The 13548-nt window shown below is 23.1% G+C and carries 6 protein-coding genes and 4 pseudogenes; 7 read left to right on the forward strand and 3 right to left on the reverse strand.

Features of this window, described 5'->3' with window-relative positions; genetic code table 11:
- Positions 1-1047: 1047 nt before the first annotated feature.
- Positions 1048-1206: pseudogene (locus tag QIA46_RS04395) on the reverse strand (Sua5 family C-terminal domain-containing protein); the annotation flags it as partial.
- Positions 1207-1513: 307 nt separating this feature from the next.
- On the opposite strand from QIA46_RS04395, the gene QIA46_RS04400 reads away from it, so the two are divergent.
- The 5 genes and pseudogenes from QIA46_RS04400 to QIA46_RS04420 all read left to right on the forward strand — a co-directional run.
- Positions 1514-2143 carry a hypothetical protein gene (locus QIA46_RS04400; RefSeq protein ID WP_317268598.1) on the forward strand — a complete coding sequence of 210 codons (630 nt, stop codon included), beginning with the start codon at positions 1514-1516 and terminating at the stop codon, positions 2141-2143.
- Positions 2144-2697: 554 nt separating this feature from the next.
- The gene (locus tag QIA46_RS04405; RefSeq protein WP_317268599.1) at positions 2698-3555 is read left to right on the forward strand and encodes a S2/P23 family protein; all 858 of its coding nucleotides are present in this window, start codon (positions 2698-2700) and stop codon (positions 3553-3555) included.
- Positions 3556-4521: 966 nt separating this feature from the next.
- Positions 4522-4890: a plasmid maintenance protein gene (locus tag QIA46_RS04410; RefSeq protein WP_317268600.1), complete on the forward strand. Its 369-nt coding sequence runs from the start codon at positions 4522-4524 to the stop codon at positions 4888-4890.
- Positions 4891-5124: 234 nt separating this feature from the next.
- Positions 5125-5550: pseudogene (locus QIA46_RS04415) on the forward strand (plasmid maintenance protein); the annotation flags it as partial.
- Positions 5549-5962: pseudogene (locus QIA46_RS04420) on the forward strand (BB0158 famile outer surface lipoprotein); the annotation flags it as partial. The pseudogenes QIA46_RS04415 and QIA46_RS04420, both read left to right, overlap by 2 nt.
- A 1677-nt stretch (positions 5963-7639) precedes the next feature.
- On the opposite strand, the pseudogene QIA46_RS04425 reads toward QIA46_RS04420, so the two are convergent.
- Positions 7640-8232, reverse strand: a pseudogene (locus QIA46_RS04425) (class I SAM-dependent DNA methyltransferase); the annotation flags it as partial.
- Positions 8233-8350: 118 nt separating this feature from the next.
- Here QIA46_RS04425 and QIA46_RS04430 point away from each other — a divergent pair.
- The gene (locus QIA46_RS04430) at positions 8351-8740 is read left to right on the forward strand and encodes a hypothetical protein (RefSeq protein WP_418905859.1); all 390 of its coding nucleotides are present in this window, start codon (positions 8351-8353) and stop codon (positions 8738-8740) included.
- Between the two features lie 611 nt (positions 8741-9351).
- On the opposite strand, the gene QIA46_RS04435 is transcribed toward QIA46_RS04430, so the two are convergent.
- Positions 9352-13176: a class I SAM-dependent DNA methyltransferase gene (locus QIA46_RS04435; protein WP_317268602.1), complete on the reverse strand. Its 3825-nt coding sequence runs from the start codon at positions 13174-13176 to the stop codon at positions 9352-9354.
- A gap of 170 nt (positions 13177-13346) precedes the next feature.
- Between QIA46_RS04435 and QIA46_RS04440 the strand changes: the two genes are divergently transcribed.
- Entirely contained in the window at positions 13347-13547 is a 201-nt protein-coding gene (locus QIA46_RS04440) for a hypothetical protein (RefSeq protein WP_418905860.1), read from the forward strand.
- Position 13548: the final 1 nt, after the last annotated feature.

Here is a 13548-nt window from a genome sequence, read left to right on the forward strand (position 1 = left end):
TAATTAGTTTTTTTTAGTATAAAGCTATATAGCCGATATCTGCCCCTATTTAATTTTATATCTTATCTAATATTGCACTTGAAATTTTTTTCTTTTTAGGAACAAATACCGCTTATAAATTATAAGGTGTATATATGAACTCATATCAAGGACAGTTCTTTATATCATAAGTGCAAAAATAAAGTCAAAATTAATCAAAAGAAGTCATACTCTATTCTAGAGTATGCAAATTAATGATTTTTTTTACAACAAAATTTATACAAAAACTGCCCCTTAATAGATAATATTATTACAACAATCCTAAATTACAACTACAGAATATGTTAATAGCTCCAATTATGAATTTCCCCATACTTTATAAAATTTTTGATAAATAAAAATATAAGAAAATCTACAAATATAAAAAATTCTTTTTAATATATCTGTAGACTAAAAATAAAAACATTAAAACAAAATTGTATCTATATAGATAAACACTAAAGATAAATTTAACAATATTTATTGCTAAATTTATCTTGAAAATCAAAAAATAAAAAAACCTTAATTTAAGGGTACTACAATTACTTTAAATTACAAGTTATCAAGACTATAATTATTCAATTTAAAGTTTAAGTTTTCCTTAATCTCATTAAACTTTTCATAAATCAATATTGAATAATCATCAAAATTATTGCTACTTAATACATAGATAAATTTAAAAAAATTTACATCACTAATACTTAAATAGAATATGAACACCTCATTTTAAAACACATTATTACCTAAATTCACTTTAATTTTTCGAAATAGATTAATTAATTCTTTAGAATATTTAGACCCTAAATTACAAAAAACTCATTCAAAATATTTTTACTTTTATTTGGAGACAATATATTTTTTATTTCTAAATCTAAAATTGACTCATAAAAATTATAAATAACTCTCTTAATATCTCTTAAAACACATATTTCAATAGCATTTAATTTTAGATACTTAGATATATTTTCCACCATGTATTAAAAATACTTCATTATATTAATAATAATAAATTAGCTAATTTCGAATTTATTAATGGTAAATGGATTTACTTAAACTAGCTTTTATAATTCTGTCGTTTATTGAATATCCTAGTTCTTCATTTTCTACTATTTCTACAATAACTTGATTATGTGTTTTTTCCGAATTTATGAGTTCTTTGTAAAGATTTTGAGCACATTCTTTTAAAGTACCAACCCGCATTTAAATAAATGGATATTCTTAGCCTATATTGCTCCTTTATACTATAAGATATTTTTTAAAAAAATCTATTTTTGTTTCTTTTACATAATTTACTGTACAACAATAATGTTAATGTATAAAAATTGAGTTGATTAACCATTGTAATAATCTTATCTATAAGAATTTTATTCACTTATGATGATTAATATTCTCTTATTTAAAAAAAATTTAGAACAAAAATTGATAAATCAAAAAATCCGAATATAATTCTAATATATAACTAGATTTTTACAAACTTAAAGGAATTGGAATATTTATGAATAAATTATTAACGTTAATTATTTTATTAACATTTTCATGCAATTTTAGCAATTCTGATCAAATAAATCCACTAAACATGTCAAATAACGAAAAAATAGTAAAATATCAAGCAAATGAACCTCAAACAGATATTCAATCTTTCTATGAAATTTGGGCATTAAAAGATGAGGCTACCACCACTTCTACAGCGCAAACAACTAATGATACAGTTACATCTAATATTACTATTAGTTACCCGCCTTATTACACTAAAACTATATTGAAAATAGAAAAAAATGTTAACGGAAACATCATTCTTAATGAAGTGATTAAAGAAAATAGTAAAATTAAAAAACTATTAGAAATTAAAAATGAGGATATTTCTAGACTTAAAGATACAATTCAATACGGAGGTGGTTTTAAGGCTAAAGATATCAGAGATTTAAGTAACTTCCAAAATATTACAAAAAATAACAATACAACGGACACTTATATTAAAATATCAGAATTTAAAGAATACTTACATTTACAACTACCTTCAATTATCACAAATGATACTAGTAATCCCCCTAGCTGGTATAAATATTTTTCCGAATCATACATAATAAAAGCAGAAGATTTATTAAAAATAATCACTGGTTTATAGTTAAGCTGATTCAAAAAGCAACAAATAATATATAGTTATATTGTTAGCATAATAAACAAAAATCATCTATGCAAGAAAATAGATGTGCTAAATTATATTTAATATAGCACAAAAAATTGTGCATTAAAAATCCTTTTTTAGGATAGCATTATTATTAAATAACAAATTTGTGAATTTATAATATAAATCTTAATTTTACATTTTTTTATCTCACTGAATTTTTCATAAATCGATATTGACTAATCATCAAAATTATTTCTATCTAATAGATTATCACACGACAGTTTTTTAGGTTATGCTATCATATTAGTTTTTTCAATTCTTTATTTCTAATTTCTTTTCTTCAATTGAATTCTTTATCTCTTGAAGTCACTTACAAGTAGATAAGCACATAAAAAGCCTTTTGGTAATTTCATATCATAACCCCTATACTTATTTTTAATCTATAGCAAAATGATTCACAGAATTTCTTGCCTTTTGTTTAATTCTTTTTGAGATATAATGAAAAATATTTCAAAAATTTTTAACTTTAATTAAATTAGCGGAGAAATTTCATGAAAAAAGACATTCATATTTTGAATATATTTTTATATATACCATTATTTTATTCGTGTTTTTTGACTCCAACAAAATCGTCAAAAATCAATAAAATCAAAACTGGGGTTTTTGATTTAAAAAAAATTGAAGAAGGGAATATTAAAAAATATAATAAAGACACCGTTAAAGAGAGTAATAAAAATACTTGCCTTTCTTTTGAAGAGCCCGAACCAAATAAAATAAAAGAAGGAGAGGTGTTTGAACCACTTGCATTCGGTTATGTTACATGGGCAAAATCCGGCTCCCTAAGGGATTTAAAAGATAAAAATAACAATTTAATTGAAAACCTTAAGGAACTTAAGTATTCTTATATTTTTTCACCCATTAGATTCAAAACTCTTTCATTTTTTCTTAGTTATAATTATAGCATTAATGACAATAACTATAAAATATTCAATCAAGAAGTGCCTATAGCTAAAATAATAGCATTTGAATCAACTGAAGAATTTGAAAAAAAATATGAAATTAAAAGTTTCAAACTAAATTCTGAAGAATCGAATATTGATTTTGAACAAAATAGAACTGGTTTAGCCAAAATCAATTTAAAAGAAAAATCAAAAGAACCTAATTACATTTATTCATATAATTTTGGAGTTTTTGACAATTCTTTAGCAGATTATTTTCAATTCTTTTACAAAAAACATAAATGTAGCTATATGCCTGCATATCTTACTATAAAAGATAAACAAACTAATAAAGATATAATCTACGAAATCATTTTAAATCTAAAGACATTTAATAATACTATTAAATTAATATTTGATAAGTATCCAAATTTGTCAAAAGACAAATTAAAACTTTTTATTGATAAATGATAAAAACTAAAGTTGTTATAATTCATATAAAAATATATTATTCTATTAAAATGTTGTTTATTGAACTATTAAACGCCTTAATACTTTAAAAATATTTGGATTTTTTTTGTTTTGATTTATTTTTATTATAAAATTTCCTTTTTTACAATATTTTTAAGCAATATGCTAATTTATTAGTGAATTAGTATAACTTTTGTTAATTAATTAGGTCTATTATCACGCTACAATAGGCCTAAAATTTATATAGATTTTTAAAAAAATTGCTTTATCTTTATTAAGATAAATCGATTTTTCGGCAGATAGTTTTATAACTTTAATATTTTCTAAAAGCATTTATAGCAATTTCGCCAACTTATTGCGATAAATGTCTATTTTTTAATGTTGATTTTCTATAAAATAACGGAGTTTACTTTTATAGTATTACTGAAAAATCTAGAAGTAGGGCAATCATTGTTCTTTTACTTGTAGATTTAAGCCAAATTATTTTATCAAAAAAGAGGAGTATCCCAATTAATTAGAATATCTACTGTTCCTTTCTCAATAAGAATTTTATTACAGCAATTGTAAATTACAATTTAAACTCACTATGTATAGATAGAGAATTCTTTGTTATTTTTAATTTAAAATTAATAAATATAAATTATCAACAATAAAAAAATACTTAAATCAATTAGAGAAAGGAATGAAAATCATAGCAAAATTCTATTTTAAAGACGATCAATCTCTAATTTATTATAAGCCTAATTATACCGCAGAAAAAACTTGTTTAAAACTAATAGAATTCTACAAAAAATTATCTAAAGAATTAAAACAATTTATACAAGAGCACACTACTACTTAATTGTAAATATATAAAATAATTTTATGCAAAACTTTAGAAATATATTGTTTTACGCTAAAAAAATTTAAAAAAATACTGTATTATATTTATAATATAAATTTATTATAATAGGGGGCTAATTCATTATGGATGGAGTAATTAACGAGACATTGGTCGCAAGAATGATGAATAAAATTAAATTTAATAAGAATAAGTTAATCATTCTTGTCAAAACACTAGATCATATGAATAAAGAATTATTCCATAGTGTAAATAAAACATACACTTATTTATTAATAAAAAACAATTTTAATGAGGCTCTAGCTAAAACTAATCAACATGGGGTTAATTATAAAACCCTATTAGAATATCTTGAAATATTAGAAAAAAATCCAAAAGTAATCTCAAAATGTTCCGTAAATAAAGAAAATGAAAGCTTTACAGGCCTTTATACACTCCTTTACCCTGTAGAAGATTGTTGCACTAAAATTTATAGTTCTCATCCTAATATGTAAGCTAATATAATCCAGAAAATTATTTTTACATAATAGAATGCAATTTTAAAAATCTAGACCTATTATAAATCGATTTAAATTAGTAAACTAATATCTATCTTAGTTTATTAGACCCCATAATAGGCCCAATAAAGAATATTTTGATCTATAAGTACAAAAAGATAGGAACATATAGTAATTAATTTTACAATTAATCCCTATATGTCCTTAATACTATAAGGAGGAATTCTTACAATGAAATTAAGCAAAAAACCCACTAAAGTTCAACATAAATTAATAGTTCTTATTTCGACAATATGCTATCTAAACAAAACAAATAAGAAATATACACAAAAAACCATACTCTATTACTTTAATGAAAATCTAAGAAAAAACGGTCAAACTATTTCTACACTAAGAATTATGCAAAAGTATATTTATAGACTACATAAAGAAATAAAAGTCACGACAAACTACTATCAACATATGGGGGTAAATTCGGGTACAGAAATTTATTACAAGCTTAATTATCCTAAAAAAGATTGTTACAATAAGATAAACAAGCACTTTAAAGAAAAAAAAGAAACAAGATTTCAAAATAGAGTTAACAACTATTTCAACAAAAATTCTGATACAAAAATGGGTAGTGTACAATGTGGGTCATGTAATAGTAATAATAATATTTGGACAAGAAGTGCCCATAGCTAAAATAATAGCATTTGAATCAACTGAGGAGTTTGAAAAAAAATACGAAATAAAAAGTTTAAAAATAAATTATGAAGAGTCAAATGTCGATTTTGAACAAAATCGAACTGATTTTCCCAAAATCAATTTAAAAGAACTTCAATACATTTTTTCATATAATTTTGGAGTTTTTGACAATTCTTTAGCAGATTATTTTCAATTCTTTTACAAAAAACATAAATGTAGCTATATGCCTGCATATCTTACTATAAAAGATGAACAAACTAATAAAGATATAATCTACAAAATCATTTTAAATCTAAAAACATTTAATAATACTATTAAATTAATATTTGATAAGTATCCAAATTTGTCAAAAGACAAATTAAAACTTTTTATTGACAAATGATAAAAACTAAAGTTGCTATAATTCATATAAAAATATATTATTCTATTAAAATATTGTTTATTGAACTATTATGCGCCTTAATACTCTAAAAAATATTTGGATTTTTTTTGTTTTGATTTATTTTTATTATAAAATTTCCTTTTTTACAATATTTTAAAGCAATATGCTTATGCTAATTTATTAGTGAATTAGTATAACTTTTGTTAATTAATTAGGCCTATTATCACGCTACAATAGGCCTAAAATTTATATAGATTTTTTAAAAAAATTGCTTTATCTTTATTAAGATAAATAGATTTTTTAGCAGATAGTTTTCTAACTTTAATATTTTCTAAAAGCATTTATAGCAATTTTGCCAACTTATTGCGATAAATGTCTATTTTTTAATGTTAATTTTCTATAAAATAACGGAGTTTACTTTTATAGTATTACTGAAAAATCTACAAGTAGAAGTAGGGCAATCATTGTTCTTTTACTTGTAGATTTAAGCCAAATTATTTTATCAAAAAAGAGAAGTATCCTAATTAATTAGGATATCCACTGTTCCTTTCTCAATAAGAATTTTATTACAGCAATTGTAAATTACAATTTACACTCACTATGTATAGATAGAAAATTCTTTGTTATTTTTAATTTAAAATTAATAAATATAAATTTATGCAATTTTTGTATTTTTATGTCTCTAAGGTTTTTTGAAATTATACGAGTTTATAGATTTTCTTCTAGTTTTATTTTTATGTATTTCTTGTGCCTTTGACTCTAATTTTTCAATTTTTTTTTAAATTCTTCTGATAATTTTTTTATATTTTTGATTTCTTCTTCATGAATTCTTAATTTCTTCATAACCTTGGGGGCTATGATAGTCTTATTAAGACTAATATCATTAATAGTATTATTCCAATTCCACACAAAACACCAACAATAAAAACTATTTGTTGATAGGCAGTAAGTGTAATAATGTTATTCATAAGCTCTCTTTTCCCTAAATATTTTTAATTTATTTTTAAACTCCATAGGCTTATTTTTTTTCTAAGTTCAACTTAAAATCTTTGTCATTTTTGCATTATTTTTTTAGTATTGCAAATATGTATATAAAAGCCCGTATTCTTCATAATTGACTTTATATATTACTATTAATATATAATAATTTCGCAACCATTTAAGTAAATAATACTACTTTTATCCAAAAAACCTACTATTCATAAAGTAAAATTATTACACAAAAATCAAAAATCTCTCCGCACAAATTCTAAATTCACTATAGTAGTATTATACTTTAAGCATGATTTCTCTACCCTAAATGTAAGATAGTTGCACTTAATTCTTAAGGAGAGTTAAATTTATGATAAAAGATTTAGATAAAAAAAATGCTATTTTTGTAAGAAATCAGCACAATAAAAATGCTATTATCTTGCTATTAGATTTTATAGTTTGCTTGTTTTTATTTTTACAAGTAATACAAATTTTATAGTCTTTATTAAGTGATTTATTAGTTGTCTTGGATTTTGTAAATTTTGTATAGAAGAGAATCACATGTTTTTTACACTTTTATTAATGTGCATTTTAATTGCCATATTTATGCAAATTAAAAAATAATTTTAACAAGACTAATAAAAATTTACTAAAGAATCCTTTTAAGGATGGTAAGCAAAAATAGCCTAGGCCACTATACAACTTTTATTTTGTTGAATATGCTCTCGCGTCAATTAATTTAGTTTTACAAAAATTCTCATACCCTTCTACTAAAGATAGAATATATTTTTCTCCTTTTTTATTTTTTAATGTTATAAAGTCATTAAGTAAAATAATAAAATCTTCTTTGGTTAATGAATAAAGACTAGCTATAATAAAATCATTTTCTTTTTCTTCTTCTTTTTCTTTAAAGAACTTATCTTTAACATCTAATTTTAATATTTTATCAGCTTCTTCTTTGCTAAACTCAAAATGTTTCAAGTAAATCAAATTTGAAAAATTTAAAGGATCGTTTTTAGCTATTAACAAAGCGGTATTTTTTACCAAAGTTAAGTATAGTGGATTATCTAAAATATCTTTTTCTTCGGGTTGAGGCATTGAACATTGATAAAGACATGAATTTACCAAAGCTATATTAACAAATCTTCTTAGTAAGAAATCAAATGCAAGGGAGTTGAAAATAGATATAATAAATAATTTTTTATAAAGTGATATTGGGTTTTTTCAGAATTTACACCTAGCATCGATGTCCAATAGGAATTCTTGGGAGATAAATTACTAATCATAGTTCTTTGATCCATAAAATGAAGAAAAAAGCGGTATTAATAATATTAATACTATTTGTAAAATAGGTTTTAGAGATTTTAGTAGTGGGGGCCGACCCGATTTTTTTTTAGATATTTTATTGCATTTAATTTGAAATTAATAAAAGAAAAAAGTAATTTAACTTATTTGGTTCCCGCAGCTTTCTGGAGTGATGAATATAGTTCTAGAGTATTAAGAAAATATGTATTTGCCAATTATAAAGTTAATTATATTTATCAATTTGAAAATCAAAAAAGACTTCAAGATATTGATGCTCGTTTTAAATTTGTTATATTTCAATTTAGCAATATTAAAACCCCCACATCAAATTTTAGAATAAAATTCAAGATTCAGGGTGGTGATAATATTATAAAAGAAATAACTAGGGATTTAAAAAACGGAGAAGATAATCCTTATAAAGGAATAGAATTAAATGTAAATCAAATTAAGAAACTATTCCCTATACAGGAATCAATAATATACTTTAAAGATAATGAATAATTTGGCTTGATTGACAAAATGTTAAGTTCATTTAATGCTCTTAGTAAAGAGTATATTGATTTTAAACGGGGGCTTAATATTGAGAATAAACCTATATAAAATAAGATAATAATGGAAACCGTATATTTTTTTATTCTGGGGCGAATATTTACCAGTTCAATTCAAGATTTTTTGAAAGCAAAGATGCAAAGAGAAGTCTAAATTACTATGGATAGAGAAAGAAGACTTAAAAAAGTGTTGATTGCAGGTTTAAAATAGATAATTTGACAAAAGAGCGAGTATATATAGTTAGTTAAAGTCGGATTAGATAGAGTTAAAACAAGATTAAAAAAAATTTATGATAGACCTAATTAGTTGCAAGAACTCTAAAAATTTGCAGGGAGCTAGATTTTTGAGTTAAAATTTGCGATTTTTAAAAATTCAAGGCAATCTTATAGATTTTTAGGCCATAGTTCACGATTTTTGATTTATACTACATGAAATTACTCTATAGATTATTCTTTCGGTTTTACATTAATCATATTTGGTTGTTAACAACTCAATTCTTTTTTTTCTACCTTATTTTTTAGTTTAAAATCTTATTTTTTATTTTTTGTATTAACTTATTTATGCTAAAAAATTTTATTATTTAATAAATAATTCTCATATTCTTTTATTAAAAACGAAATATACTCTTCCCCTTTTTTGTTTTTTAACACCTTAAAATCTCTAAGCAAGATGATAAAATCTTCTTTGGTTAATGAATAAAGACTAGCTACAATAAAGTTATTTTCATTTTCTTTTTCTTTGAAAAATTCATCTTCCACATTTAAATTTAGTATTTTATTAACCTTTTCTTTATCAAGCTCAAAATATTCTAAGTAGAGTAAATATTTAAAATTATCAGGATCATTTTTAGCTATCAACAGAGACGTATTTTTTACAAGATTTAAATATAAAGAATTACTTAAAATTTCTCTTTCTTCGGGTTGCGGCATGGGACATTGATAAAGATATGATTTAATAATGTCGGTACTTAAAGCAAATCTTCTTATTACATAGTCAAATGTTAATGAATTAAAAATAGAAATAATAAAGAGTTTTTTATAAATAGATATTGGCGTTTTTTCATAATTTATATATATTGTAGAAACACAATAACAATTTTTAGGAGATAGAGTACTAATCATAGTTCTTATATCTGTATTTCTTGCAATCCTTCTATAAAATATTCTTTCAATTTTATATTGATCGTCTTCGGATAATGCTTGTCTTAGGTCTTTTTTATCTATCCATAGTAATTTAGAATTTTCTTTTGCGCTTTTATCTTCAAAAAATCTTGAATTAAATTGATGGATATTAGCTCCAGAATAAAGAAATATAAAGTTTTTATTATTATATTCTTTTAATAAAAATTTAAGATTCTTAATGCTAGAATTTAATCCTGGTTTGAAATCAATATATTCTTCACCAAGAGTATTAAATTGACTAAATATTTTGTTGATTAAGTTAAATTCTTCCTTGTCTTTAAATTCTATTACAGACTCTTGTATGGGAGATAGTTTCTTAATTTGGTCTATATTTAATTCAATTCCTCTATAAGGATTATATTTATTATCTTTTAAATCATCGGTTATTTCTTTAATAATATTATCATCGCTTTGAATCATGAATTTTGCTTTAAAATTTGATGTAGATTCTTCAATATTACTAAGTTGAAATATTGCAAATTTAAAACGAGAATCCACATCTTTAAATCTTTTTTTATTTTCAAATTGATAAATATAATTAAGCTTATAGCTGACAAATATATGCTTTCTTAGTGTTTTTGAACTAAATTCACTCCAAAGGCTTGAAGGAACCAAATAGGTTAAATTGCCTTTTCTTTTTATTAATTTTAGATTAAATGCTACAAAGTATCTAAAAAGATTGGGATCACCACCACTGGTAAAATCTTTAAAATCAAATTTATAAATATTGTTAATAGTACTTATACTGTTTTTTTCTTCGTTGTATTCAATATTCAAAGGATGATTATCTTTACTAAGTATTTCTTGCTTTATTTTATTTTGTTCTTTTATGCTTAATTTTCTGTAACCAGGAATGTGTTTTGAGAAAAACTCTGCTTCATTAAACTTAGTTTTCTCCCATGGAGGATTTCCAATTACAATATCAAATCCTTCCTGAATATCTGGAAACTCAATTCCATAGTGAAAAAATTTATAGTAGCTACTCAATTTTTTAATTTTTTCTATTTTTTCTTTATCTTCACTAGAAATTTTATTGCCCAAAATATTTTCAATTAAACTAATTATAGATGTAATATCACTAAATTCTATATTCAAAGATTTGTCAAAAGATAATGAATAAAGTTTGATTAAAGAAAATATTATTTTTAAATTATCTATATCTTCACTTTCTTCATATTCTTTGTATATCTTTTTAGATTTTTCTATATCTTCTTTAGTAGTATCATTAATACCTTTAATTTTTTGATAGATATCTTCTAAAATAGTTGTAATTTCTTTAATTCTTTTTTTAAACAAAGAAAATCCACTTTCAAATTTCTTTTTTGTAATATCAAAAAATTCATCTTTGGTATATCCCAAGAGAGCATTTCCTACTTTTATATGATGTTCAATAAAACTTAGTGGTGTTCCAAAAATAAAGGTATTAATCCACAAGCTTAGCATAGTAATTTCAATTGAAATGGGATTAATATCAACACCATAAATGCACTTCTTTAGTAAGATCCTTCTAAGTACTAATTCTTTACTTATACTGTCCTGAACATCATATTCTTCACTTTCTTTTAGAATAGCTTGATATTCTTTATCGAGTTCTTTTTTTACATCTTCAAATTTATCTAGATCGTACCATACTTTTTCTGTTAAGTAATCTAGGCAAGAAATTAAAAAATGCCCCGAACCACAAGAGTTGTCGATGATTTTTATATCTAAAGGAGACTTGGTTTTAAGTTGTTCTTCGATTGATGATATAACCATAAAATCAGTTAGGTCATCTGGTGTGTAATATGCCCCACTTTTCTTTCTGTCAAGCGACCTGGATGTAAGATAAATATTGCCTTGATAGTATGTAGCAACTTTGTTTACCTGCTTGTTTGCAAGCTCTTCTTCGGTACGAATGAAATAAACTCCGTCTTCAATAATACGATGAACAGTAGTATCTGCAATTCTTAGGTCATATTCAAGTAAAGTTTCGTATAATTCTCCAAAACTTTTGGGATCTAGCTTTGAATACTCTACAAATTTTTCATCTTTAATATTTTTTTCTTCAAAAAAAAGTATTTTAACTAGTATTTCTTCAAGTTCACTAATACTTAGCAAACTTTCATTATTTAAATATTTAACCCTATCTTCTGCGAATAATCCTCCATTAAATATAGGAAACTTTATTGCATCACTTCCTTTATCAAGTAAATTGAAAATTGTTATTATTTTTTTATATCCTAATTTATTTTTTGTACTTTCATCATAAAAAAAATATCTAAAAGATATAGAAGATCTGTATAGCTTATTTTCTTCTAATATTTTCTTAAAAATTTCATTATCTTCAATATATGCAATAAAAAATATTCTTAAAATAAAAAGAATTGATTCTTCAAGTATGCCAGCTAAAATATGCCCGGTAATTTCTTTGCCTGACAATTTAAATTCTTTGTCATATATATTTTTTGCAATTTTAAATACTATAGAGTCATCGGGTCTCTCATAAAGTATCTCTCTTAAGGTTTTTTGAATTATCTCTTTTTCTTTAGATATTTGTTCTTTTTCAATCTCTATTACATTGCTTCTTTTTGAAAATCTTTCTTTTCTTATAAGGTAGATGAATAAAATAAACCATTCTTGTTCTTTATATTCTTCTTTTTCTTCAATTTTAGAAAAATTAAACTCAATATATCTTTTTTCTCCATAAAGTACTTTTGATTTGTCATACAATCTCCACACCTTTCCATTAGAAAGTATGCCATAATGTTTTTGATATTGATTTAGATATCTATATAGCTGATCTTCTGCTTCTTTTACTTTATCTTTAGCATTAAAATTAAATGCTGGGCGCTTAATTTCTGCTATAAGCAAGATATTTTCAACAGGAATAGGTTCATTATTTTTTTTAGCTTCTTTTACTTTATTATTAAAAGCTACTTTGTCTTTATCATTTTCAAAAAGTAGTATATCTATTCTAGACCCTACTCCTTCTATTTGCCCAGCTTTTTGTTGTTCTACTGAATAATTTAGTTCTTCAAATATAGACTTTAGCAAAGACTCTATATTTGCTTCTGTTGAATTGTCGTCTATTGAAGAAAGTTTGTTTTTTATAAAAATAAAAAGGTCTTTTGGTTTATTAATATTTTCCTTTTTTATAAAATCTTTTGATAATTGTTTATAAAGAGATATATTAGGATTGTTTGTTTTTACGATATCATTAGTTTTCATTATCTACGCTTTATAAAAAAGCTATTTACATTGTTTAAAAATTTTTTTCCATATATTATTAATAATATCAATATATTCTAAAAAAATTAAGTTTTTAATTAAAAACTTAATTTTTAGATAAATCGCTTGACAAAATAACCTTCAATGAATTCAACAATTACAAAAATCATATTCATTTATTATTAGAATTTGCTCCCGATATACACCCTTCTAAATTTATTAATACTCTAAAAACAATAACTTTAAGAGTTATAATAAAAAATATTTTTTATTTAGACATGAAGATGCCCTTATTGATATCGTCAAAAAGTATATTCAAAGCCAAAACAAATCTATTTATTGGCAAATTCATCTCCACCAAAATTTCATAAA

The organism is Borreliella carolinensis (genome assembly GCF_032595855.2).
GTDB lineage: Bacteria > Spirochaetota > Spirochaetia > Borreliales > Borreliaceae > Borreliella > Borreliella carolinensis.